The sequence below is a fragment of the Halomonas sp. GFAJ-1 genome, from assembly GCA_002966495.1.
Classification (GTDB): domain Bacteria; phylum Pseudomonadota; class Gammaproteobacteria; order Pseudomonadales; family Halomonadaceae; genus Vreelandella.
The window spans coordinates 1916173-1940849 of sequence record CP016490.1; the positions used below are offsets into that span (position 1 = coordinate 1916173).

The 24677-nt window shown below is 54.9% G+C and carries 23 protein-coding genes and 9 tRNA genes; 26 read left to right on the top strand and 6 right to left on the bottom strand.

Annotated elements, in window-relative coordinates:
* Nucleotides 1-143 precede the first annotated feature (143 nt).
* Nucleotides 144-1160 (top strand): dihydroorotate dehydrogenase (quinone), encoded by a 1017-nt coding sequence (locus BB497_08745; protein AVI62787.1) that lies wholly within the window; start codon nt 144-146, stop codon nt 1158-1160.
* 100 nt (nt 1161-1260) lie between these two features.
* On the opposite strand, the gene BB497_08750 is transcribed toward BB497_08745, so the two are convergent.
* Nucleotides 1261-1470 (bottom strand): ribosome modulation factor, encoded by a 210-nt coding sequence (locus BB497_08750; GenBank protein ID AVI62788.1) that lies wholly within the window; start codon nt 1468-1470, stop codon nt 1261-1263.
* 402 nt (nt 1471-1872) lie between these two features.
* On the opposite strand from BB497_08750, the gene BB497_08755 reads away from it, so the two are divergent.
* Nucleotides 1873-4086 carry a 23S rRNA (guanine(2445)-N(2))/(guanine(2069)-N(7))-methyltransferase gene (locus BB497_08755; protein ID AVI62789.1) on the top strand — a complete coding sequence of 738 codons (2214 nt, stop codon included), beginning with the start codon at nt 1873-1875 and terminating at the stop codon, nt 4084-4086.
* Nucleotides 4087-4109: 23 nt separating this feature from the next.
* The gene (locus BB497_08760) at nt 4110-4445 is read left to right on the top strand and encodes a hypothetical protein (protein ID AVI62790.1); all 336 of its coding nucleotides are present in this window, start codon (nt 4110-4112) and stop codon (nt 4443-4445) included.
* A gap of 83 nt (nt 4446-4528) precedes the next feature.
* Here the strand turns inward: BB497_08760 and BB497_08765 are convergent, their stop codons facing one another.
* Nucleotides 4529-4810 carry a hypothetical protein gene (locus BB497_08765; protein AVI62791.1) on the bottom strand — a complete coding sequence of 94 codons (282 nt, stop codon included), beginning with the start codon at nt 4808-4810 and terminating at the stop codon, nt 4529-4531.
* An 84-nt stretch (nt 4811-4894) separates the two neighbouring features.
* Here BB497_08765 and BB497_08770 point away from each other — a divergent pair, with 84 nt between their 5' ends.
* On the top strand, nt 4895-6040 hold the full coding sequence (locus tag BB497_08770) for a 4-phosphoerythronate dehydrogenase (protein AVI62792.1): 1146 nt from the start codon (nt 4895-4897) through the stop codon (nt 6038-6040).
* A 113-nt stretch (nt 6041-6153) separates the two neighbouring features.
* Here BB497_08770 and BB497_08775 read toward each other — a convergent pair whose 3' ends face one another.
* From BB497_08775 to BB497_08790, 4 genes are all read right to left on the bottom strand, one after another.
* Complete coding sequence (locus BB497_08775) at nt 6154-7059, bottom strand: zinc metalloprotease HtpX (GenBank protein ID AVI62793.1); 906 nt, start codon at nt 7057-7059, stop codon at nt 6154-6156.
* An 88-nt stretch (nt 7060-7147) separates the two neighbouring features.
* Nucleotides 7148-8395 carry an aminotransferase gene (locus BB497_08780; GenBank protein ID AVI62794.1) on the bottom strand — a complete coding sequence of 416 codons (1248 nt, stop codon included), beginning with the start codon at nt 8393-8395 and terminating at the stop codon, nt 7148-7150.
* Nucleotides 8396-8452: 57 nt separating this feature from the next.
* Nucleotides 8453-9406: a ribosome biogenesis GTPase YlqF gene (locus BB497_08785; protein AVI62795.1), complete on the bottom strand. Its 954-nt coding sequence runs from the start codon at nt 9404-9406 to the stop codon at nt 8453-8455.
* Between the two features lie 95 nt (nt 9407-9501).
* Entirely contained in the window at nt 9502-9900 is a 399-nt protein-coding gene (locus BB497_08790) for a peptide-methionine (R)-S-oxide reductase (GenBank protein AVI62796.1), read from the bottom strand.
* 327 nt (nt 9901-10227) lie between these two features.
* Here BB497_08790 and BB497_08795 point away from each other — a divergent pair.
* The 22 genes from BB497_08795 (at nt 10228) to BB497_08900 (ending at nt 24672) form a co-directional block, all read left to right on the top strand.
* Nucleotides 10228-10303, top strand: a tRNA-Glu gene (locus BB497_08795).
* A gap of 25 nt (nt 10304-10328) precedes the next feature.
* Nucleotides 10329-10403, top strand: a tRNA-Gly gene (locus BB497_08800).
* Between the two features lie 20 nt (nt 10404-10423).
* Nucleotides 10424-10499, top strand: a tRNA-Glu gene (locus BB497_08805).
* Nucleotides 10500-10525: 26 nt separating this feature from the next.
* A tRNA-Gly gene (locus BB497_08810) sits at nt 10526-10600 on the top strand.
* Between the two features lie 20 nt (nt 10601-10620).
* A tRNA-Glu gene (locus tag BB497_08815) sits at nt 10621-10696 on the top strand.
* A 26-nt stretch (nt 10697-10722) separates the two neighbouring features.
* Nucleotides 10723-10797: transfer RNA gene (locus tag BB497_08820), tRNA-Gly, on the top strand.
* A gap of 20 nt (nt 10798-10817) precedes the next feature.
* Nucleotides 10818-10893: transfer RNA gene (locus BB497_08825), tRNA-Glu, on the top strand.
* A 42-nt stretch (nt 10894-10935) separates the two neighbouring features.
* A tRNA-Gly gene (locus BB497_08830) sits at nt 10936-11010 on the top strand.
* 187 nt (nt 11011-11197) lie between these two features.
* Nucleotides 11198-12160 carry an ABC transporter gene (locus BB497_08835; GenBank protein ID AVI62797.1) on the top strand — a complete coding sequence of 321 codons (963 nt, stop codon included), beginning with the start codon at nt 11198-11200 and terminating at the stop codon, nt 12158-12160.
* Entirely contained in the window at nt 12157-12930 is a 774-nt protein-coding gene (locus BB497_08840) for an ABC transporter permease (GenBank protein AVI62798.1), read from the top strand. The genes BB497_08835 and BB497_08840 overlap by 4 nt, the downstream gene beginning before the upstream one ends.
* A gap of 33 nt (nt 12931-12963) precedes the next feature.
* The gene (locus BB497_08845) at nt 12964-13797 is read left to right on the top strand and encodes an NADPH-dependent 7-cyano-7-deazaguanine reductase QueF (GenBank protein ID AVI62799.1); all 834 of its coding nucleotides are present in this window, start codon (nt 12964-12966) and stop codon (nt 13795-13797) included.
* 50 nt (nt 13798-13847) lie between these two features.
* Nucleotides 13848-14408 (top strand): nitroreductase, encoded by a 561-nt coding sequence (locus BB497_08850; protein ID AVI62800.1) that lies wholly within the window; start codon nt 13848-13850, stop codon nt 14406-14408.
* 31 nt (nt 14409-14439) lie between these two features.
* On the top strand, nt 14440-14946 hold the full coding sequence (locus BB497_08855) for a thioesterase (GenBank protein ID AVI62801.1): 507 nt from the start codon (nt 14440-14442) through the stop codon (nt 14944-14946).
* 92 nt (nt 14947-15038) lie between these two features.
* Nucleotides 15039-15126, top strand: a tRNA-Ser gene (locus BB497_08860).
* Between the two features lie 563 nt (nt 15127-15689).
* A complete protein-coding gene (locus BB497_08865; GenBank protein AVI62802.1) occupies nt 15690-16628 on the top strand; it encodes a sugar transporter in 939 nt (312 codons plus the stop codon).
* Between the two features lie 171 nt (nt 16629-16799).
* Complete coding sequence (locus tag BB497_08870; protein AVI62803.1) at nt 16800-17810, top strand: ribose ABC transporter permease; 1011 nt, start codon at nt 16800-16802, stop codon at nt 17808-17810.
* Nucleotides 17811-17826: 16 nt separating this feature from the next.
* On the top strand, nt 17827-18786 hold the full coding sequence (locus BB497_08875; protein ID AVI62804.1) for a ribose ABC transporter: 960 nt from the start codon (nt 17827-17829) through the stop codon (nt 18784-18786).
* Nucleotides 18783-20327: a D-xylose ABC transporter ATP-binding protein gene (locus BB497_08880; GenBank protein AVI62805.1), complete on the top strand. Its 1545-nt coding sequence runs from the start codon at nt 18783-18785 to the stop codon at nt 20325-20327. The genes BB497_08875 and BB497_08880 overlap by 4 nt, the downstream gene beginning before the upstream one ends.
* 83 nt (nt 20328-20410) lie before the next feature.
* Entirely contained in the window at nt 20411-21490 is a 1080-nt protein-coding gene (locus BB497_08885; protein ID AVI62806.1) for a maleylacetate reductase, read from the top strand.
* Entirely contained in the window at nt 21487-22872 is a 1386-nt protein-coding gene (locus BB497_08890; GenBank protein AVI62807.1) for a cytosine deaminase, read from the top strand. The genes BB497_08885 and BB497_08890 overlap by 4 nt, the downstream gene beginning before the upstream one ends.
* Nucleotides 22869-23816 carry a dehydrogenase gene (locus BB497_08895; protein AVI62808.1) on the top strand — a complete coding sequence of 316 codons (948 nt, stop codon included), beginning with the start codon at nt 22869-22871 and terminating at the stop codon, nt 23814-23816. The genes BB497_08890 and BB497_08895 overlap by 4 nt, the downstream gene beginning before the upstream one ends.
* Nucleotides 23809-24672, top strand: coding sequence for a hydroxyquinol 1,2-dioxygenase (locus tag BB497_08900; protein ID AVI62809.1), 864 nt, complete (start codon nt 23809-23811; stop codon nt 24670-24672). The genes BB497_08895 and BB497_08900 overlap by 8 nt, the downstream gene beginning before the upstream one ends.
* Nucleotides 24673-24677: the final 5 nt, after the last annotated feature.

Genomic DNA, 24677 nt, shown 5'->3' on the forward strand with positions numbered 1-24677 from the left:
GAGCTGTCAGTATAAGCCGTGCCCTGGTTCGCCAGGGCACGGCTTTTTTGTGGGCTGCTTACCCTGCGAACTGCTGTTGATGTGCGTTATACTGCGGCCGCCCCGCTTATGCTGCCTACCCATCGCCCAGGAGAGCCTTGCTGATGTATAACATTGCCCGTTCGCTACTGTTTCGCTTAGACCCGGAAATGTCGCATGGTATGGCGCTGCGTGGGTTAGATGCCCTGCATCGGGTAGGCAGTGTTAAGCGCGTCTACGGCGAGCCGGTAAGCGACCCTGTTGAACTGATGGGACTGCGTTTTAGCAACCGAGTAGGCCTTGCCGCCGGGTTAGACAAAAATGCTGACCACCTGGATGCATTAGGCGCGCTGGGCTTTGGCTTTGTGGAAGTGGGAACTGTGACGCCCAAAGCGCAGCCAGGCAACCCTAAGCCGCGCTTGTTTCGCTTGGCGGGTCATGAGGCCATCATCAACCGCTTTGGTTTTAATAACAAAGGGGTTGAACACCTGGTGCAGCAAGTCAAGCAGCGCCATTACGGTGGCATCGTGGGCATCAATATCGGTAAAAACCTTACTACCTCGGTCGAGCATGCCCTGGATGACTATCTGCTCTGTCTAGAGGCCGTCCACGGTGTGGCTGATTACATCGCGGTGAATATCTCATCGCCCAACACCCCAGGCTTACGCACCCTGCAGTTTGGTGAGCAGCTAGACGCGCTGCTTGGGCCTATCCGCGCCCGCAGCTATGCGCTGGATGTCGAGACAGGCCGCAGGGTGCCACTGTTGGTAAAAATTGCCCCGGATATGAGTGAAGAGGAAGTCGCGCTGGTAGCAGGCAGTATTGCGGGTAACGCGTTAGATGGCGTCATTGCCACTAACACCACGGTTTCCCGGGATGCGGTGAAAAGTGATCCACAGGCAAACGAGGCGGGTGGGTTATCCGGCAAGCCGGTTTTTGAAGCCTCCAACACTGTTATTCGCCTGCTGCGAGCACAGCTTCCTACGCTACCCATTATTGGCGTGGGGGGAGTCGATAGCGGCGACGCAGCCAACGCTAAAATTGCCGCAGGCGCTGATTTAGTACAGCTCTACTCAGGCTTGATTTATCAGGGGCCAGGGCTTGTGAAACAGTGTGCCGAGGCGCTGAAAAAAGGGCGGTAAAGACGTCAATAGGGGAAAATGGGGGCGAGATAAGAACTCATTAAAAAGCCCGCGTGCTCGCGGGCTACTTATACCTAACGTAACTTGTAAAAAGTGAAAACTAGGACATGACTAGGGGGTTTTTATGGATGCCGGAAACGCCAGTCATACCGTCCCACTGGTCGCCGCGCCCTTCACGCCAGCCGCTCATCCAGTATTCGCGTAAATTAACATCTTGGCTGGGGCAATCATCACGGGAGCGACCCGTAATACCCGCTTTATATCCGTGAACATAAGCCCGTTGGAAGCGATCACGTTTTTGTCGTTTCATTGGCTAACCTCGTTTCATGAAAGCCTTTGATAAGAAACAGAGCCTGATGCTGTGTTGCGTAGGTTCACAAAGTTGCTAACAAGCAATGTGTCACCTTTATCGCATCAGCGTCTGTTCCGAGAGCTGACCTCAACAGCGAGGTACCGCACAAGCGCTAATGCCTAGCACTCACGTGCTGAACGGGCCAAGCGGTACTCTCGACAAGCCATAAGCCATTAACGCATTCACATAAAGTGGATGAACCCATTAACGACGATGACCAACAACGCATGCGTTTTTTTCAGTAGCTACACTCCTATTGTTAGACCATCATGGGGTCACTTGTCGACTATGAAATTGTCATAAGACGTAAACACATTTGCCATATATAGGAATATCGCGCGGTTACGCGCGGCGAACACCATGACCGAGCTGAACCAAACTGCCCCCCAAAACCTCCTGGCGACGTGCCCTAAAGGCATTGAAGGCCTGCTTGCAGATGAATTAACGGCTTTAGGCGCCGTGCCGGGTAAAACTACCGTAGCAGGGGTTTATTTTTCGGCCAGCCAAGAAACGGCTTACCGCGTATGCCTGTGGTCACGTCTGGCGAACCGCGTTATTTTGCTGTTGGCCCGGGAGTCGATGATAGAAACTGCTGAGCAAGTACATGACGCATCGACCCGAATTGCCTGGACACAGCACTTACTCCCCGGCAAAACCCTCGCGGTAGATTTCCATGGCCGCAGCGATCATATTCGCCATACGCGCTTCGGTGCCCAAACTGTAAAAGATGGCATTGTCGATTCACTTCAGTTAGCGGGCCAAGAGCGGCCTAGCATCGACACCAAGACGCCTGATCTACGCATTTATGCGCACTTGCACCGGGCAAACCTAACGCTGGGAATCGACCTTTCTGGTGAAAGCCTTCACCGCCGTGGCTACCGCCGCGATGTCGGGCATGCGCCACTAAAAGAGAATTTAGCTGCAGCCCTGTTGGTTCGTGCAGGCTGGCCTGAGCGTGCCAAAGCCGGTGAGCCGCTGTTAGACCCGCTATGCGGGGCCGGTACGCTATTAATTGAAGCGGCAATGATGGCTGCCGACCAGGCGCCCAATGTCAATCGGGAACGCTTTGGTTTTCACGGCTGGGCAGGCCACGACGAGGCGTTGTGGCGGGAGCTTAAGCGTGAAGCTGAAGCCCGTGCGTCTATCGGCCGTAAACGCTGTAAAACAGCGCTGATTGGCTTTGACCAAAGCCCGGCGGCATTAACGGCTGCGAAGGCTAACGCCATGCGTGCAGGCATTCCGGCGCTTATCACCCTACATGGCCAAAGCCTTAGCCAGTTAACAAGGCCAGAGACGCTTACCGCCGAACAGGGGTTGTTAATCACTAATCCGCCCTATGGCGAGCGCCTGGGCGAGCTACCAGAACTGGTTCGCCTATACGCCCAGCTGGGTGAAAAAGCTAAAGCACTGTTTCCTGGCTGGACGCTGGCGCTGTTTACCGGCAACCCGGATTTAGGCCATCGGTTGGGTCTACGCGCTCATAAGCAGTACGCGCTGAAGAATGGCGCCTTGGATGCCAAACTGCTGCTGATGGCGATTGGTAGCCATGCAGGGGGAGAGGATGCACCTTCTGAGAAAGTCCCGCAAAATGGTGACACTAGCCAGCCGTCGAACGCTAGCGCAACACCATCGGTGTCTGAAAATGCCCAGATGTTTGCCAACCGGCTGGCGAAAAACCAAAAACGTCTGAAAAAGTGGTTAAAACAGAGTGGTGAAACCTGCTATCGCATCTACGATGCAGACATGCCGGAATACGCTTTGGCGATCGACCGATATGGGGATCGCGTGCATGTGCAGGAGTATGCGGCGCCTAGCTCCATTAACCCAGCCCAGGCTCAAAAGCGCCTATTTGATGCGCTGGAAGTGTTGCCAGATGCGCTGGGTGTTGACGCCAGCAAGGTGTATATCAAACGCCGTGAGAAGCAGGCAGGCAGCGCTCAGTACCAGAAGCGCTCTGCTAGCGGTGAGCGTTTTGAAGTTCAGGAAGGAGCGGCTCGGCTATGGGTGAACCTGCGTGACTACTTGGATACCGGCCTGTTTTTGGATCACCGTCCGGTACGTCGCATGCTCAATGAGATGGCCAGCGGAAAACGCTTTTTAAACCTGTTCTGCTATACCGCCACCGCAACGGTACAGGCTGCCTTGGGTGGCGCAAGCGACAGTGTCAGCGTGGATATGTCCAATACCTACCTTGAGTGGGCGCGGGATAACTTTGCGTTGAATAAGCTGGACTCCAGGCTGCACCGGGTCGTGCGGGATGACTGTTTCCGCTGGCTAGAAACTGCCAACGCCGAGTTTGATCTGATCTTTATGGATCCGCCCACGTTTTCAAACTCTAAGAAGATGCGCGACACCTTAGACGTGCAGCGTGACCACCCGCGGTTAGTTGAACTCGCCATGGCGCGCCTTGCTCCAGGTGGCACGCTGGTGTTCTCAAACAATCAGCGGCGTTTCAAATTAGACGAGGCGCTTAGCGAGCATTACGCGGTGGAGGAGATCACCTCGCGCACCTTCGACCCGGATTTCCAGCGGCGCACCAACTTGCACCATGTATTCTTGTTACGCCACAAATAGTCATCAGGAGAAGAGCGTAGGTAATGATTCAGCTATCAATTTACACTACCCTGGGCTGCCATTTATGCGCCCAGCTTGAGGCGCTAGTCACCACGCTGGCTAACCAGGAAGTAGCGCTGCACCGTATTGAGATTAGCGATAACGATGCCCTCGTTGAACGCTATGGGGTGCGTATTCCGGTCTTAGTGGATGGTGAGGGGGTTGAGCTAGATCGAGGCTTCGATTTGGAGCGGCTAAGTGCTTGGCTACAGGCGCGCGGCTGGCTGGATGAGGTGGCGCTTAACGCGATCACCTCACCGCCCGAAAAAGCCCCGCCCGTAGGGGCTCATCAGCGAGGCGGGCGGCGTTTTTTAGGCTGATGTTTTGCCTAAATGACATAGGTTTTGCTTAAATTACATAGATTTTACTTAAATTACGTAGTTGTAAAAGAGGGCGGGAGTGGCTACAGCGCGTCGAGTAGCGATAGCTGGCGCATCGCTTCCTGCCCTTCAGGCGTATGATCGGCTGCCTCCAGCACTTTACGGAAACCCCGCGATGTCTGGATGGTGGTCTCATCTTCAAGCCACATGTGTGCTTGCTCCAGTGTATCTGCCAACTGGTGCTTTAGCCCGCCAAACTGAGTGCCAATTTGCCCCCAGGCGCGGCTAAAAATCCAGTCGCCAAACATATCCTGGTGAATATGCACTAACACATAGTCATGGTCGGTTTCCCAGCGTACGATCACAACACTCTCCTTAAATGCCCCGCAAATACGGCTGCGTATCAAGCCGTTGCGGGTGTATTGTAAAGCCCGGATACCCAAACGCCTATGAAACTTGTCATCGACGCTAATATCCCCGCTGCCGACACCTGTTTTGGCGCCTTTGGAACGCTTAACCGTGTGCCGGGGCGTGAGATGCGCGCCGCCGATGTGACAGGTGCTGACGCCCTGGTGGTGCGCTCCATCACCCAGGTTAACCAGGCGCTACTGGCGCAAAGTCAGGTGCGCTTTGTAGGCACCTGCACCATCGGCACCGACCATATTGATCTTACCTACTTGGCAGAGCGCGGGATTGGCTTTGCCAGCGCCCCTGGTTGTAATGCTGAGGCCGTGGTGGACTATGTGCTCAGCAGCTTGCTCACGGTGAGTGAGCGTGAAGGTTGGCCGCTGCTAGCGCGCACAGTAGGCATTGTGGGTGCGGGCAACGTGGGTAGCCGCTTACAGCGCCGCTTACAGGCGCTAGGCATTGAGGTGCTGGTGTGTGATCCCCCAAGAGCCGAGCAGGAGGGGGAGGGCGGCTTCGTTGCGCTGGATATGCTGATTGAGCGCTGCGATGTGCTCTGTTTACATACACCGCTGGTGAAAGAAGGCCCCCACGCGACCTATCAACTGTTCGATGCTCAGCGGATTAACGAACTGGCGCCCGGCACGGTGCTGCTAAATGCCGGGCGGGGTGACTGTATTGATGGCTTGGCGCTGCGCAGCCGTTTAGCAGGTAAAGGCGATATCACGGCTATTTTGGATGTATGGGAAAACGAGCCGCAGATAGACGCTGGACTACGTGACTTAGTAGCGCTGGCTACGCCACATATTGCGGGGCATAGCCTGGATGGCAAGCTGCGCGGCACCTGGATGATTCAACAGGCGCTGGCCGACCACTTGGTGCAGTCAAGCCCAATGTCCTTTAGTGAACTCTGCCCGCCGCCGGCCCTTGCCGGGCTAACGCTGCAGCATGCACTTCCCGTGGAAGAGGCGCTACGGCTCTGTGTGCATGCCGTGTACGATGTACGCCGTGACCACGACGCGCTACAGCGCAAGGTGCTTGAGCAGGGGATTCAAAAAGGCTTTGATGACTGCCGTGCTAATTACCCGCTGCGACGGGAATTCAACACGTTAACGGTCGTTTTAAAAGGCGATGCTATGTCTTTGCAAACGCCGTTAAGCGCGGCGGGCTTTCAGGTGCAGTGTGCTTAATATTTGGTTTAGAAAGCTTTGTGGTTAAAACTGGGTATATCAAAAACCATGAGCACCCAAAACAGTAAGGCCCGCATCTGCGGGCCTTACGTTCTTTGACTAAATGAAGGCGGTTACTGACGGTAGGCGGCTTCTTTTAGCGCACGGATACGGTCATCCAGCGGTGGGTGGCTAGCAAACAGGCGCTCCACCAGTGAGCGGGTCTGGCCTTTGGTAATTGCCATGGCCCGCATGGTGTCCGGCATTTGATCAGGTAGTTCCGTTTCGGCTTTCAAGCGAGCCAAAGCATTCACCATAGCGCCGGTGCCTGCTAAGCGTGCCCCGGCCTCATCGGCACGGTACTCCCGGTAGCGCGAGAACCAAGCAACGATTGCAGAGGCAACAATCCCAAAGACAATCTCTGCGACAATAACCACGGCAAAGTAGCCCATAAAGCCTAATCCCCCCTCGCCACCGCTGCGGCTTTTCAGGAAGTTGTCGACTAAATGCGCCACCACACGGGCAAAGAACATCACAAAGGTGTTCACCACGCCTTGAATAAGCGCCAAGGTAACCATGTCGCCGTTCGCCACGTGGCCAATTTCGTGGGCCAGTACCGCGCGTACCTCTTCCGGGCGCATACGGTTCAATAGCCCAGCAGAAACGGCAACTAGGGCATCATCTTTGTTCCAGCCAGTGGCAAACGCATTGGACTGCTGGGCCGGGAAAATACCCACTTCTGGGGTTTTAATGCCTGCTTCCCGGGAGAGCTCGGCCACGGTATCTACTAACCACTGTTCGGTGGCGTTCGAGGGTGCTTCGATAATGATCGTACCGGTGCTGCGCTTTGCCATCCATTTGGAAATGAACAGCGAGATCATCGAACCGACCATACCGAAAATAAAGCAGAACAGTAGCAGGCTTGTGAAGTTGATGCCTTGGCTGCGCAGGTAGCCTTCTACGCCAAAGAGTCGCAGCGTAAAGCTGGCCACCAGCACGACCGCTAAGTTGGTGGCCAGAAAAAGCAGAATTCGCATCATCGTTAAGGTTCTCCCTAAAGGATTTAAAAGCGGTTGTAGGATAGTTGCTTAGATACGTGCAGCAGGCACCAGTTTCAAGCCCGTGAATTTATTGACGGTAACGAGACAAGAAATTAGCAAAGCGGTCGAGGGCATCGCCAAGCTGGTCGGCCCAAGGCAGCGTTACAATGCGCACGTGATCGGGCTCTGGCCAGTTGAAGGCGGTGCCTTGTACCAGCAGGATTTTTTCCTGCAGCAGCAGATCTAACACCAGCTGCTGGTCATCTTTGATCTTAAAGACCTTCGGGTCTAAGCGGGGAAAGGCGTAAAGCGCCCCTTTGGGCGTTACGCAGGAGACACCCGGAATCGCGTTGAGCTTTTCGACGGTGATATCCCGCTGCGCCAACAGCCGGCCACCGGGTAGAATCAAATCGTTAATCGACTGGTAACCCCCCAGTGCCGTTTGAATGGCGTGCTGGGCCGGCACGTTAGCGCACAGGCGCATAGAGGCGAGCATGGTTAGCCCCTGGATGAAGTCCTGGGCGCGCTGTTTGGCAAGCGTGCCGGAGATCGTCATCCAGCCTGATCGGAAACCAGCACAGCGGTAGCTTTTGGACAAGCCATTCATGGTAATCACAAGCTGGTCGTCATCGGCTAAGGCGCCGGTAGAGGTATGCTCTACACCGTCATACAGAATTTTGTCGTAGATCTCATCAGAAAACACCACAAGATTGTGCTCTTGGGCGATAGCCAGGACCTCCCGAACTACCTCGGGCGGATAGACCGCACCGGTGGGGTTGTTGGGGTTGATAATTACAATGGCCCGGGTGCGACTGGTTACTTTGGCACGTATATCGGCTATGTCTGGCGCCCAATCAGCCTGCTCATCACACAGGTAGTGAACACCATGGCCGCCGGATAAGTGGGCAGCGGCCGTCCAGAGTGGGTAGTCGGGGGCCGGGATCAGCACTTCGTCGCCGTCATTTAAGAGCGCTTGCATCGCCATCACAATCAGCTCGGAAACGCCGTTGCCGATATAGATGTCTTCGATGCCAACCCCAGGAATCTGCTTGCGCTGGCACTCCTGCATAATCGCCTTGCGCGCGGAGTAGAGGCCTTTTGAGTCACAGTAACCCTGGGCAGTGGGCAGGTTGCGCATCACGTCCTGCAGAATTTCTTCCGGCGCTTCAAAGCCAAAGGGGGCCGGGTTGCCAATGTTGAGCTTTAAAATTCGCTGGCCCTCTTCTTCCAGGCGCTTGGCGTGGTCGAGCACGGGGCCGCGAATGTCATAGCAAACCTTGTGCAGTTTGTGTGACTTTTTCAGCGGCTGTAATTCTGTAGGCTGCGGGGTGTCCATGGGGTGTGTTATCCAAAAGTGTCCAGTGGCCGTTAGAAGTAACTGATTATTCGCCCATTATGCGTCGGATGGTAGCGGGCTGTCTTCGTCGTTTTGTAGCGGTGGCGGTGGAATATCACTGGGGATTTCCAAGGTAACCCGGCCTAGCTTGCCATCGCGCAGTTCGTGTAGCAGCACTTCGGCACCGCGGTGCAGGTCTACCGCGCCGCCTGCGCGTAGGCCGCCGCGTTTTCCGGCGATTTCTTTCAATATGGCGTGGCCGTCGAAACCGGCAATGGCTAGAAAATCGGGTTTTTTGGGGCCGTCGGCATCAACCTCGAAAGCAACCGGTGCTTCGTAGGTGGGCAGTGCTTTTAGCTTGTAGCGGGCGGTTAGCTCTTGCGGGTACCGTTTGGCAAGCTCCGCGCTGGTCACAATCGCCACATCGGTGTATTCAATGGCTGTATCGCGAATAGCCCCGCTGGCGGCTAAGCGGTAGGCGCTGGCCTGGTCTTCAATTTTCGGCCAGAGCACTCCTGGCGTGTCGATCAGCGCCACGCGCCCGTCGATGCGAACTTTCTGCTGACGCTTAGTGACCGCGGGTTCGTTGCCGGTTTTGGCGATTTTTCGCCCTGCTAAACCGTTAATCAGGGTGGACTTTCCTACATTGGGAATGCCCATCACCATTACGCGTACATCGCGGTCAGCGCGCACGGCGCCTGCCAGCTCATGGCAAAGCGTGGGTATCTTCTTGAGTTCCCGGGTATTGGTGGTGGTGATCGCCAGTGCGCGCGTGTCCTCTTGGGCATCAAAAAAAGCCACCCACTCGGCGGTACGCTCGGGGTCGGCAAGGTCGGCCCGGGAGAGAATTTTGAGCACCGGTTTGTGGCGAGTCAGCTCGGCCAGCATCGGGTTAGCGCTGGAGTAGGGCAGGCGCGCATCAAGCACTTCAATTACAACATCAATTTCTGGCAGCGCATCCTTGATCTGGCGGCGGGCCTTGTTCATATGTCCGGGGAACCAGCCGAGCATGAGTCTCTCCTACAAGCACAAAATACAAGCACAAAAAAGCGGGCGACCATTCTAACAGATGGTGCCCGCCTTGCTGGGATTGATAACGGTTTTTGCTATTCGTCGGGGTGAAACTCTAGCGAAACAGAGTTGATGCAGTAACGCAGTCCAGTCGTCTCTGGGGGGCCGTCGGGGAATACGTGGCCAAGGTGGGCATCGCAGTGGGAGCAAACCACCTCGGTACGCTGCATCCCGTGGCTGGTGTCTGTATGCTCTTCCACGCATCGCTTGCCAAGTGGCCTGTCAAAGCTAGGCCAGCCGCAGCCCGCATCAAACTTGTGTTCATTTTCAAACAGCGGCGCGTGGCAGCACACGCAATGGTAGATGCCTTGGGCATCGGTGACCTGATAATCGCCGGTGAATGGCCGCTCGGTTCCCTTTTCTCGCGCTACCCGGTACTGCTCGGGGGTGAGTTGTTTGCGCCACTCGTCGGTGGATTTTTCTATTTTCGCCATGGGGATCTCCTCTCCCTCTGGTTACCGTTAATCAGAGGCTTGCTAAGCAGGCTAGCGTATCACCTACCAGAGTGACAGTAGATAGCCTGCCTAGGTTCAGCATGTGCTAAGGTCAGAAAAATCGCCAGGTTAGGTATTACACGCTAACAGCACCACCGTTGCTGGGTGGAGCGTGGGTACGCTCAATCAACCCATCGGCTTAGCCTTCCCCTGGGCGAGTAATCATGGGATGGCCGTTAGGGCTGCAAAACTGTTTCGATTTCAGAGTGCTTGACACAAAGTGAGGCTCTGAGTAATATACGCGCCACCTCGACGAGGCAATGAAACGTCCCATTCGTCTAGTGGTCTAGGACACCGCCCTTTCACGGCGGTAACAGGGGTTCGAACCCCCTATGGGACGCCACTTACATCGTCAGGTTATCGGAATTGCGGGAATAGCTCAGTGGTAGAGCATCGCCTTGCCAAGGCGAGGGTCGAGAGTTCGAATCTCTTTTCCCGCTCCAAGCAGTCAAATGCTTACAGTGTCCCATTCGTCTAGTGGTCTAGGACACCGCCCTTTCACGGCGGTAACAGGGGTTCGAACCCCCTATGGGACGCCAATCCGATCGCGAGTAGTGCAGATTAAGCGGGAATAGCTCAGTGGTAGAGCATCGCCTTGCCAAGGCGAGGGTCGAGAGTTCGAATCTCTTTTCCCGCTCCAAGCAGTCAAATGCTTACAGTGTCCCATTCGTCTAGTGGTCTAGGACACCGCCCTTTCACGGCGGTAACAGGGGTTCGAACCCCCTATGGGACGCCAATCCGATCGCGAGTAGTGCAGATTAAGCGGGAATAGCTCAGTGGTAGAGCATCGCCTTGCCAAGGCGAGGGTCGAGAGTTCGAATCTCTTTTCCCGCTCCAAGCAGTCAAATGCTTACAGCGTCCCATTCGTCTAGTGGTCTAGGACACCGCCCTTTCACGGCGGTAACAGGGGTTCGAACCCCCTATGGGACGCCATCTCGCACATCTCAGTAGTGCTTGTTGTAGATCGTTTGCATCGCGGGAATAGCTCAGTGGTAGAGCATCGCCTTGCCAAGGCGAGGGTCGAGAGTTCGAATCTCTTTTCCCGCTCCAAGCAAACGTACTCTTTTCTCCCCGTGCCATCAGTACATTTCCTCCATTTCTATAACGACGAATCGTACCTAAGTGGCGATATTTTTGCGTGGCTGCTTTTCAAGCGGCTTGAAAAATATATGAATGCCCCGATATCCCTTCATCTAGCTCGTTTTTTGTGCTCCCCATTTGCTGACAGGACATGTTCATGGCCGAACCGGCATTGTCTATCCGTGGCCTCACTAAAGTGTATGGCAACGGCTTTCACGCGTTAAAAGGTATTGATCTCGATGTCCAGCAGGGCGACTTTTTTGCCTTGCTAGGCCCCAATGGGGCGGGTAAATCCACCACATTAGGCGTGGTGTGTTCGCTGGTGCAGAAATCGACAGGCAAGGTGTCAATTTTTGGTATCGATGTTGATAAAGATTTCGCCAAAGCTAAGTATCAGCTTGGCGTGGTGCCCCAGGAGTTCAACTTTAACCAGTTTGAAAAAGTCCTGGATATCGTGCTGGCCCAGGCGGGTTACTACGGTATGACCCGTAAGGAAGCGCTACCCCGCGCCAAGCAGCTGCTTAGTGATCTTGGGCTGTGGGATAAGCGCAACGGCAGTGCACGTATGCTCTCTGGTGGTATGAAGCGTCGTCTGATGATTGCCCGTGCGCTCATGCACCGCCCAAAGCTGCTGATTCTTGATGAGCCAACAGCGGGAGTGGATATCGAACTGCGTCGGAGTATGTGGGAGTACATGCGGCGTATTAACCGCGATGAAGGCACCACCATTATCCTGACCACGCACTACCTCGAAGAGGCCGAAAGCCTATGCCGCAATATTGCCATCATTAACCACGGTGAAATTGTGCGTAACACCAGCGTGCGCGAGTTATTGGCGGAACTGGATACTGAAACCTTCCTGCTCGATTTAGCGACACCGGTTGACCACGCGCCCAGAATTGAAGGGTTTGAGATTCTGCAGATTGAGCCTTCCCAGCTGGCGTTGGTCATTCATAAGGGCCAGGAGCTTAACGATGTATTTAGTGCGTTAAGCGAGCAGGGACTCAAGGTGGTTTCCATGCGTAATCGCGCTAACCGCTTAGAGGAGATGTTTGTTTCCATGGTGGAAGGAAGCCAGCAGGCGATTGACCAGCGCGAGCCGCAGGAGGCGCAGGTATGAATGCAACCCAAACCCTCATTGCGCTGTGGACATTAGTACTTAAGGAGATCAAGCGCTTTACGCGAATTTGGCCACAAACCCTGCTGCCGCCGTCCATCACCATGGCGATGTACTTCATTATTTTTGGTAATTTAATTGGCTCGCGCATCGGTGATATGGACGGGTTCAGCTACATGGACTTCATTGTCCCTGGGTTGATTATGATGTCAGTGATCACCAATAGTTACTCCAACGTGGCCTCAAGCTTCTTTTCCAATAAGTTTCAGCGTTCTATAGAAGAGATGATGGTCTCGCCGATGCCTAACTGGGTCATCTTATCTGGCTTTGTTTTGGGCGGAATGGCTCGAGGGCTGGGCGTGGGCCTTATTGTAACGGTGGTTTCGCTGTTCTTTACCCGCTTAACTATGGAGCATCCGTTGCTCACGGTATTAGTTGTCGTACTGACCTCGGCACTGTTTTCCATCGGTGGTTTTATTAACGCGCTGCTGGCGAATAAGTTTGATGATATTTCTATCGTGCCGACGTTTATTTTGACCCCGTTAACCTACCTGGGCGGCGTGTTTTACTCGATTTCGATGCTGCCCGAGTTTTGGCAGGGCGTTTCAATGCTCAACCCCATCTTGTATATGGTTAACGTCTTCCGCTACGGATTTTTAGGCGTTTCTGATATTCCGGTAGGCTGGGCGTTGGCCGCCATCTTTGCCTTTATCGTTGCGCTGTTTATGGTGGCGCTTACCATGTTAGAGCGTGGCAAAGGCATCCGCAGTTAATCGTTTTACCGTATACCTTAAAGAGTAAACGTAATGGCAGAACGCCCAGACACCCTAGAACACGCGCCGCTTGGGCGTGATTCCGCTTATCCAGAACAGTATGACGCTGGACTTTTATACCCTATTCCCCGGGCAGCGAACCGTGCCCCACTGGGGATTGAGGAAGGCAAGCTACCGTTCGTTGGGGAAGATGAGTGGCACGCCTTTGAAGTTTCCTGGCTGAACGGCCGTGGTAAACCCATCGTAGCCGTTGCTCGCTTTCGTCTACCCGCTGACTCACCCAACTTGATCGAGTCCAAGTCTTGGAAGCTTTATCTCAATAGTCTTAATCAAACTCGCTTTGCGAGCCAAGAAGAAGTGCAAAGCACACTGATTAGCGACTTAGCCGCAGCGGCGGGGGCTTCAGTTGGCGTAGAGTTGTTGGCGGTAGATGACAGCGAGCTTGCCCCCCAGCGATTGCCGGGGGAATGTCTGGATAACCTGGATATTGAAATAAGCGGTTACACCCCTAGCGCGGAGCACTTAGTAGCAAGCGAAGAGGTCGTCGAAGAGACGCTCTATTCCCATCTGCTGAAATCTAACTGCCCTGTGACGGGCCAGCCTGATTGGGGCAGCGTGATGATTCGCTATAAAGGCCCTAAAATTGACCGCGAAGGGTTGCTGCACTACCTGATTGGCTACCGGCAGCACCAGGACTTTCACGAGCACTGCGTCGAGCACATCTTCACCGATTTAATGGAAAAGATTAAACCAGATGAGCTGCTGGTGCTGGCCCGCTACGTGCGGCGTGGCGGGCTAGATATAAGCCCTTGGCGGGCAACGCCAGGGTTAACGCCACCCAGCCCCCTGCGCCTAGCTAGGCAGTAAGCGAGCGGCGCTAACGTAGCGCCCAACGATAAATGAAAAGGGGAGTGATAATGGATGCACTAACGCTACTTCATGAACGCAGTTCCATGGGTAAATTGACTGAGCCTGCCCCCAGTACCGAACAGCTTAGCGCTATTTACCAAGCGGCGCTGCGCGCTCCGGATCATAAAGAGCTGCGCCCCTGGCGCTTTATTGAGTTTATCGGTGAAGGGCGCGAACGCCTGGGCGAGCTGTTTGCAGAAGCGGAGTTTCAAGATGACCCGCATGCCAGCGACGATACGCTCAATGCCGCGCGCAAAAAGCCGCTGCGTGCGCCGATGATAATCGCCGTGATTGCCAAGGTAACGCCTGATGTTCCCAAAGTGCCCAAAATTGAACAGGTGATTTCTGCTGGTTGTGCCGCCCACAGTATTTTGCTAGCTGCCCATGCATTGGGTTTAGGCGCCATGTGGCGCAGCGGTAAATACGCCTTTGACCCTGTGGTGCGCAAAGGCTTAGAGCTTAACGAAGAGGATGAAGTAGTGGCCTTTATCTATTTGGGTAGCTTAGCAGGCCGCCACAAGCCACTAGCGCAGCACAACCAGGCCGACTTTGTTGAGCGTTGGGGTTAGCACTTGTGGAGTTAACACACAGGGATATTCTATGAGCCAGTTACGCCAACCGGGAGTGCCTTACCCACGCTTGCCGCTACCGAAAAGCCAAGAAGACCTTACCGCCTTTCAGCAGTGGCTAGGCGAGGCGATTCCCATGGTAGGCGCGCTTGGCATTCAAAGCATGGCCCAAGAGGAAGGAGGGCTGAGCTGGCAACTGGCGCTTAGCCCCAACCTAAACGATAAAGGCACGGGCTTTGGCGGCGCGCTCACCGCGCAAGCCACGCTACTGGGCTGGTGTTGGGTAACGCTGTGGCTGCGTGCCCAGGGGTGGGCACAAGATGTAGTGGTCGCCGAAGCCCATCAGCGTTTCCTTGCTCCAGTCACCAGCGACTACCGTATTATTTGCTCCCCCAGCGACCCCCAAGGCGCAGAACAACTAGCGGATAAGTTAAATACACGGGGCAAGGGCAGCATTGCACTGACCCAGAAGCTCTACTGCGGCAACACGCTCTGCCTAGAAGCCAACGGGCGCTACGCCGTACTGCCCGTTGGTTAAATCTTTAAAAGGCTTGCTATTTTAGGGTTTGGGCAATAGAATGTGCGCCGTTCTGTTGGGAAAGGCAACGCCCTAACAACCGAGCAAAAAGTGGAGAGGTGTCCGAGTGGTCGAAGGAGCACGCCTGGAAAGTGTGTAAGTCGAAAGGCTTCGAGGGTTCGAATCCCTCCCTCTCCGCCACAGAATATAGAAAAAGCCCGCTGAGCAATCAGCGGGCTTTTTTGTTTTTTGAGTTTGGGCATTCCCTCTCTCTGTCCCCTCAGTGAAATACCTTTTGGCGTTATCTGTGCGAGTAACTCTGCTTACCCCCCATTCTCCACGATGGCCACGAATCCCATGTTTGGTGCGTTGTCACCCATGTGAGTCACAGCTTGCACGGGTTACGCTGCAATGATCGCCTTGGCCGACTGTAATAACGTCTATGTCTCTTGTGAGCGGGTGTTTAACCCGGCACTAGAAGGGCGACCGGTGGGAGTGCTTTCAAATAACGATGGGCAAAGGCGCTTGTAATGGCTGGGCGCTGCGCAGTGAGAGATGCATGCCACGATACACGCTTCAGTTGAATGCGCTGTTGATGTTAGTGAGGGCTGTCTTAGGAATGTAATACATTAAAATAACCAACTTGGCCATTTCTGTGCTGTGGCTGCATTGTGCCAAATCAAAGCGCAGCAGTAAGCTCCAAATCCAGGCCTGCATAGTCCGCAGGTCAAATAACAATTACTAAAAAAGTCAGGAGAAACGCAATGTTCAAGAAAACCGCTATTGCCGCGTCTGTCATGATGATGTCGATTACGACGGCTCAAGCTGAAACTACCTATCGCATTGGCATTACCCAAAACAACGTCGGTGTCGATAGCTACCAAACGACGTATGAGCGTGCATTTGAAGCGGCGGCAGCGCGTGAGGAAAATGTGGATATCGTGGTGCTAGACGCGGGTGGTGATGTGGCCCGCCAAATCGGCCAAATGCAAGACCTCATTCAACAGCGTGTCGACGCCATCATTATTTGGCCAACCAACGGCCAAGCGGTCATTCCTGCTATCCGCCAAGCTCATAGTGCTGGCATTCCTGTCATCGTGACCAACTCTAAAATCGCTGAAGCAGGCATGGAGTTTATTGCTGCTTTCTCTGGGCCGGACAACGTTCAGCAGGGCATTTCCTCTGCTGAAATGATGTGCGATGCCTTGGGAGGCGAGGGTCAAATTGTTCAGATTTCCGGCCAGCCGGGGTACACCACGGCCATGGAACGTGCAGGTGGGTTTGAAGGTCGCCTAGCTGAAGCTTGCCCAGGTGTCGAACTGTTGGAAACACAGCCCGGTAACTGGAACCGTGAGCGCGCCCAGCGGGTAATGGAAGATTTCCTAACGAAATATGACCATATCGACGGTGTGTATTCGGGCGACGACAACATGGGTGTAGGCGCTTTAAATGCCGCTAAAGGCGCGGGGCGTGCAGACGACATTATCTTTATTGGAGCTACGAACTTCGCTGTTGGCTACGACGCGATTGCACGCGGTGAATATTATGGCTCTATCTACCAATCCCCGGTGGATGATGCAGAAGCAGCGCTACAAACCGCACTGGATGTGTTAGCGGGCGAAGATCTTCCGAAAATGAATTTCTTTGATACACCGAAAATCACCGCAGAAAACCTTGAAGAGTTTGATCGCCCGGTTTTCTGAGCATAGGGCGCATTACCCAGTATTGATGATGTGAAGACAACTCAATACCGATGGGGTGCGCACCTGAATGCAGGCTTCCTGCGCTGGGAGGTGCCGCTAGTGTGACGATAAACATCGTGCATCGTCATCTTCATAGGTGCCTCCCTAGGTGATTTTTTACAGGTGAATAGCATGGCTTCCACAGAACAAACAAAGGTTGGAGTGCCGTCAGGAAAGCTTAGCAAAGCAGGTGTGCTGAGTTTTTTATCGGCTCAGGGCATTCTCATTTTTTTCCTGATCGGCATGTTCGTTTTTTCGTTTTTTTCTGAGCAGTTCCTCTCTCAGTCAAACATTATGACCGTTGTCCGCCAGGCATCCATTATTGGCATTATCGCGGTGGGGGTCACCGTAGTCATTATTGGTGGCAACTTAGACCTTTCCGTCGGCTCAATGTTGTCGTTCTCCACCGTTCTGGTGGTTGATCTACATGACAAAATTGGCCCCACTAATGCCATTCTGCTGATGTTCGCGCTGACCTTGATGATTGGTGCTGTCAACGGGTTTTTGATTGGTTTTCTACGACTCAACTCGCTGATTGTGACGCTGGCCATGCTGTCAGCCATACAAGGGTTTGTGCTGATTTATAGCGGCGGCCAGAACGTCGATATTGCCAATCAAGAGAATACCTGGTTTGCCTTCTTCGGCCGTGGGTTTGTGGGGGGGATTGCGGTGCCGGTTCTGATGTTTGGTCTGCTGGCTATCGTGATTCAAGTAGTGATGTCCTACACCGGATATGGGCGACGTATCTTTGCCGTCGGCGGTAATCCAATGGCGGCCGTGTATTCGGGTATTCGTAAAAACTGGTGTGTGTTCAGCACTTATCTAATTTCTGCTTTCTGTGTGGCATGTGCCGCCCTGGTGCTTGGCTCGCGGGTCATGGGTTCGCAAAACAACGTAGGGCAAGGGTACGAGCTACTGGTGTTGGCCGGCATTATCCTTGGCGGCACAAGCTTGCTAGGCGGTGCAGGCAGTATCTGGAAAACGGTGATTGGCGTGTTGATCCTCGGCTTTATCCAAAATGGCCTTTTGTTGATGGGCTACCCCTATTACATCCAGTGGATCGTGACCTGGGTAATTATCATTCTGGCCGTATGGCTGGATCTCGCTAACAAACGTAAGCGCTTGTTTACGAGCCACTCATAACGCGGAGGAATGCAAGATGACATCGATTAAAGGGTTCTTCCGCGGTAGAGCGAAAATACAGCCGATCTGGGTATTCGTTATCGCTCTGTTTATCTTCTTTAGCGTCATGTCGGAGTACTTCCTGTCATTTGGGAATATCAGCAACATTCTGGTGCAGACCTCAACGATAGGCCTGATTGCCCTGGGCATGACCTTTGTGATGATTAACGGCAACATCGATTTGTCGGTGGGCGCGATACTGGGACTGTCAGCTTCTTTAGCAGTAGGCTTGCAGGAAATTAGCATGACGCTGGCCATTATCGCCGCGTTAGTCTCAGGTATTTTGCTGGGTGCCCTCAATGGCTTTGTTGTTTGGAAAACCGGTGTTAACGCGTTCATCGTAACGCTAGGGGCCATGCTGGGGGTGCGTGGCTTGATCTTTCTATACACCGGTGAGCAGTCTTTCTTCGCCATGAACTTTGCGTTCGCCGACTTCGGCACGAGTACGATCGGGCCGGTTCCTGTCTTGGCCATTATCTTTCTGATTTGTGCGCTGATCATGCATCTAGTGTTGACGCGTACCAGCCATGGCCGCAACACCTTTGCCGTAGGTGGCAACCCAGAAGCATCGATTGATGCCGGCATCCGCCTAGGCCGACACATGATGATCAACTTCATCATCGTAGGGTTTTTCGCGGCACTCGCGGGTGTGCTGCTTGCCAGCCAAATGGGGGCCGCCACGCCTAATCTAGGCCGAGACTACGAGCTTTGGGTGATCACAGCGGTAGTGCTGGGCGGCACGAAGTTAACCGGTGGCTACGGCAGCATCGTCGGCACGCTAGGCGGCGTACTGGCCATCGGTATTCTGCGCAACGGCATGAATTTGATGCAGGTACCCGCTTTTTACGTACTCGTTATTCTCGGCGCGATTCTCATCTCTGTGCTGATCATTGATAAGAAGCTTAATGCACCCTCGGCCAAGGAGGTGCGGATATGAACGCCTCTTCAACGCAATCACGTCAGTCAATCGACGCAGCACCCATCCTGGAACTTAAAGGCATCACCAAGCGATTCCCCGGTGTGGTAGCGCTCAACAACGTTGATTTTGACGTTCGCCCCGGTGAGGTGCACGCCTTGCTGGGTGAGAACGGGGCTGGCAAGTCGACCCTGATGAAAGTGCTAGCCGGTAAACACCAGGCCAATGACGGCAAGATTATTCTAGGCGGCCAGGAGATGGCGTTTGAAAATCCCAAGCACGCCAAACGCGCCGGGGTTGTACTGATTCATCAAGAGCAGTCGCTGGTGTCTGAAATGACGGTTGCTGAAAACATCTTTCTCGGCAGTTTGCCAAGAAAGCCGTTCAACCGCGTTGACTGGCGAAAGCTGCGCGAAGATACCAATAAGATTCTTGAGCGGCTCAAGTGCGGTTTTCAGCATGACGATGTCGTGGGCTCGTTGTCGATTGCCAAAAAACAGATGGTGGAAATTGGCAGGGCGCTTGCCTTTACGCCGCAGGTTGTTGTGTTTGACGAGCCGACGGCGTCGCTCACCGACCACGAAAAGCCGGTGCTCTACGACGTAATTAACTCGCTGTGTGAGCAGGGCGTGGGCATTGTGTACATCTCCCACCGTATGGATGAGATTTTCCACCTGTCGCACCGCATTTCAGTGCTGCGAGACGGTGAGTACACCGGCACGGTCAATACCGCCGATACCAACGAAGATGAAATCACGCGGATGATGATCGGCCGCAGCCTAACGCTTGATCATGCCAGCAAGCCCACTGATTTCGGCGACAACATGCTGGAAGTTCGCAACCTGTCAGTGAAGCGAGTCTTTGAAGATGTCAGCTTTAACGTTCGCAAGGGCGAGATTGTTGGCATGTATGGTTTGGTCGGCGCAGGGCGTTCAGAGGTGGCCGAAACCATCTTTGGCTTACGCACGCCATCGAAGGGTGACGTACTGCTGGATGGCGAGGTGGTGAGTTTTCGTAACTCCCACGATGCGGTGGTAAGCGGCGTCGCGTTAGTACCGGAAGACCGCAAAGACCAGGGCCTGATTCTGGGCATGAACTGTCGTGACAATATGACATTGGCAAGCCTCTCCAGCGTGTCGTCATTAGGCTTTATGACCAGTGCGAAAGAGCGTGAAGTCTACGACAAGTATCATCAAGCCATGAAAATCAAAACCCCCAGCTGGCGCCAAAAGGTTGGCAATTTAAGCGGTGGTAATCAGCAGAAGATCGTCATCGGCAAGTGGCTGCATACCCAGCCTAAATTGCTCATCCTCGATGAGCCAACGCGGGGGATTGATGTCGGTTCTAAATCTGAAATCCACACCCTCGTCAAAGACTTAGCCAAATCCGGCTACGCCGTGTTGGTGATCTCTTCAGAGATGCCCGAAGTGCTGGGTCTGAGTAACCGCATTATCGCGATGTACGACGGCCGCGTCACCGCAGAGTTTGATGGTGACAACGTCAGTGAGGACGCGCTGGTGCAAGCCATTACCGGTATGGGAAAGCAGGCGCAGGCGAGCTAGCTCCCCTGCTGCGATTAGTGTGCTGGCGAGCAGTTAGAGGCTAGCGAGCACACAGCTCCCTTCACGCGACTAAGGAATGTTTTATGCAACCTTTTGTTTATGATGGCCTGCCATCCCGGGTGGTATTTGGCCAAGGTACCCTGGCTCAGCTGAGAGAAGAGCTTGAACATCTCGGCTGTTCACGCGCCCTGGTGTTAGCCACGCCTCAGCAGCACGAGCAGGCAAGCCGCGTACTAGAACTGCTAGGTGATAAGGGCGTGGGCGTTTACGCGGATGCCGTGATGCATACGCCGGTCGAGGTGACCAAACATGCCTTACAGGTAGTCAAAGAGCTCAACGTAGACTGCACGGTGGCCATTGGTGGCGGCTCTACCATCGGCTTGGGTAAAGCCATTGCCTTGCGTACTGGCTTGCCTCAGATCGCGATACCCACCACCTACGCAGGCTCGGAAATGACGCCGATCCTGGGTGAAACGAGCGACGGCATCAAAACCACCCAGCGCACGCTGGACGTACTGCCGGAAACGGTCATTTACGACGTTGACCTGACCTTAACGCTGCCTGCGGTGATGTCAGGCACCAGCGGGATTAACGCGATTGCCCATGCCGTAGAGGCGCTTTATGCCCGCGACTGCAATCCGGTGATTGCGCTGATGGCAGAAGAGGGGATTGCGGCGCTGGCGCGAAGCCTACCGGTCATTGCCAACGACCCCGCCCATGTTGAAGCGCGCTCTGATGCGCTCTACGGCGCTTGGCTGTGCGGCACTTGCCTGGGCTCGGTGGGCATGTCGCTGCATCACAAGCTGTGCCATACCCTCGGCGGCTCTTTTAACCTTCCCCATGCGGAGACGCACACCATTGTGCTGCCTTATGCGCTGGCCTATAACGCGCTAGCGGTGCCGGAAGCGATGGCGCGCATTGGGCGCGCGCTGGGCTGTGACGATGCGGCGGCTGGCCTTTACGACTTAGGGCGTGCCGTGGGTGCCCCAAGCGCACTCTCCGAACTAGGCTTTAGCGTAGACGACGTGGCGCGGGCTACGGAGATTGCGACCCGCAACCCTTACTGGAACCCACGCGAAGTGGAGGCCAAAGGTATCCACCGTTTGCTCAGCGATGCCCAGTCGGGGAAACGGCCCCAGGCGGAGAGTGGAGGTGGCCAATGAGCACGCTGTTTGTTAACGCCACGATTGTCACCATGGACCCGCAGTTGGGCGAACTGAGCGATGGTCAGGTACTGATCGAGGGTGATCGTATCGTCGCCGTGGGGCATGACCTGACCGATCACCCCAAGGCAAACGCAGCCGAGGTGATCGACTGTGGCGGCGGTATCCTGATTCCCGGGTTGGTGAACGCCCATATGCATACCTGGCAGACCGGCCTGCGCGGCGTTGCCGCCAACTGGACGCTGCTGGAGTATTTTCGCCATGTTCACCGTGGCCTGGCGGCGCTGTTTACGTCCGAGGATATCTACATTGCCACCCGGATGGGCGCGATTAACCAGTTGAATTGCGGTACCACCACATTAGGTGATTGGTGCCATAACAACCCGACCCCCGAACACACCGATGCCGCGGTGAAAGGGCTAAAGGAATCAGGCATTCGCGCGCTGTTTCTGCATGGCTCGCCTAAGCCCGACCCCCAACCAGGCCAGCCGCACTTTAGTGAAATTCCCCATCCCCGCCATGAGATAGAGCGCTTGCTGAATGGTGAGCTGGCAAACCCAGAAGGGCTCGTCACCTTAGGCATGGCTATTCTCGGCCCTCACTACTCAACCTTAGAGGTGACGCTGCAGGATTTTGCTTTGGCCAAAGAGTTTGGCCTGGTCGCCTCAATGCACCAGGGCGGCGGTGAAGCCGTGGCCCCCGGTGCCTGGGACGAGGTGGAAGCGCGTGGCCTGTTAGGCCCCGATATCAACATTGTGCATGGCCAAAGTTTGGACGAGGGCCAAATGTCCCGGTTCTGCGCCAGCGGCGTGACGTTCTCCATTGCCCCTGAAAACGAGATGACCCAGGGCCACGGTTTCCCGGTGACTGGGCTTGTTCGCCAAAACGGCGGCGTGGTGTCGTTGGGCGTGGATCTTGAATCGGTGCTCTCTGGAGATATGTTCAGCGTCGCCCGGGCAGCCCTGGGTATGCAGCGCGCGCTTGATAACGACGCCTCGCGCCATGAAGAGGGCAAGATCCCCGATACCTCCACCATTACCACTAGGGAAGCGCTGGGCTGGATTACCCTCGATGGGGCAAAAGCGCTGGGTCTTGATGACCGTATTGGCAGCCTCACGCCGGGTAAGCAGGCCGACTTAGTGCTGCTGGATAGCAACCAGCTCAACATGCAGCCGGTGAACGACCCTATCTCCACAGTGGTCATGCAAACCAGCCTTGCCAACGTCGATAGCGTGATGGTGGCCGGGCAGTTCAAAAAACGTGGTGGCCGTCTGCTCATGGAGACTCAGCAAGGTATCGCTGAGCTAGCCAAATCCGGCCACCGCATTCACGCCGAACTGCTGGCGCGTGAAGCGCAATCAACACAGGAGGTCACCCAATGATAACCGCTTCTACAACGTCCTCAACGACCCCAAAGGTGGCGTGGGTAGGCTTGGGTAAACTGGGTTTGCCGATGGCTGCTCGGATCATTCAATCCGGCACTCCTGTTCAAGGGTTTGACCTGTCGGCGGAGCGCCTTGCTCTCGCTGCAGAGATCGGGGTGACGCCTCATCAAACGCTGGCAGATGCTGTGGCCGGTTGCGACTTGGTGTTTGTGTCCATCCCCGATGACCGAGCATTGATCAGTCTATGCCTTGAGGCTGGCGAGCTGATTCGCCACATGATGCCCGGCAGTACCTTGATTGAGACAAGCACGGTGAGTGTGGAAGCCTCTGCGCGAGTGGCCGAGGCGGCAACGGCTCACGGTGTGGTCTATCTGCGCAGCCCGGTATCCGGTAACCCCGTCGCGGCAGAGGCGGGCACGCTGTCTGCGATGGTCTCCGGCCCACGGGAAGCATTGGAAACGGCCAAACCCGTATTTGCAGCGTTTACCAAAGCGCAGTACTGGTTGGGCGACGAAGAGCAGGCCCGGGTGGCCAAACTGGCCATCAACCTAATGATTGCCGTCAGTGCCGGGATGATGAGTGAAGCGCTGACGCTGGCGCGTAAAGGCAATATTGAGTGGGACGCTATGTTAGAGCTGATCTCTGACAGCGCGGTGGGCTCCCCCATGGTGAAGTACAAGGTGCCGCCCCTGTTAGCGCGGGATTTTACCTCGACGTTTTCCGCCGCGCAGATGGCCAAAGATCTTGATCTTATTCTTGATTGCGCCCACGGCACTGGGGTCTCGACCCCGCTAGCGGCGCAAATGCGCGAAGCCTATACCGCCCTTATCGCCACCGGGCATGGTAACGATGACTATATCGCCACCGTGCATCATACCGAGCGCCTGTCAGGGTTGGGTGAACCTTCGCCAGCCACGCAGGGAGGGCACACACATGCGTAATCTCACCACCGACAATATTACCGCCGCCGTAATTGATGAGTTTTCAAGCTGTGAAGATGAACGGCTGAAAACGCTGCTCAATGGCTTGGTAAACCACCTGCATGCTTATCTGCGCGAGGTGAAGCCCACCGAAAAAGAGTGGACTCAAGCAATTGAGTTTCTCACCCGTGCAGGGCAAATGTGCGACGACGAGCGCCAGGAGTTTATTCTGCTGTCTGACACCTTGGGCGTCACTATGCTGGTGGATGCAATTAACCACGCCAGCAGCGACCCTAAGATTACCGAAAGCACCGTGTTGGGGCCTTTTTACGTTGCCGACCCTCCCCAAGCCAACCAGGGCGATGCCATTAACTGGGGCGTTGAAGGCGAGCCTCTGTTCATCGAAGGTTACGTACACGACGCCCATGGCAAGCCTTTGGCGAATGTCGTCATCGACGTTTGGCAATCGGACAGCGAAGGCTTTTATGACGTCCAGAAGCCTGAGCTTGAAAGCTCGACCCTGCGCGCACGCTTTCATACCGACAGCCAGGGCCGCTACGCCTTCTGGACGGTGACGCCGTCCCCTTATCCCATCCCGACCGATGGGCCGGTGGGCAAAATGCTCGAAATCACCGGACGTCATCCATATCGTCCCGCCCATGTGCATTTCATGCTGATGGCACCGGGCTACGAAACCCTGGTGACTCAAATCTTCGCGGAAGATGACCCCTATCTCGACTCTGACGCGGTATTTGGCGTGAAAGATTCCCTGGTGAAAGAGTTCATTTACATGCCAGCGGGAAAAGCGCCAGACGGTCGGCAGATGGACACCCCATACCGCTATTTTCAATACGACTTCGGCTTAAAGACGGCCTGAACGAC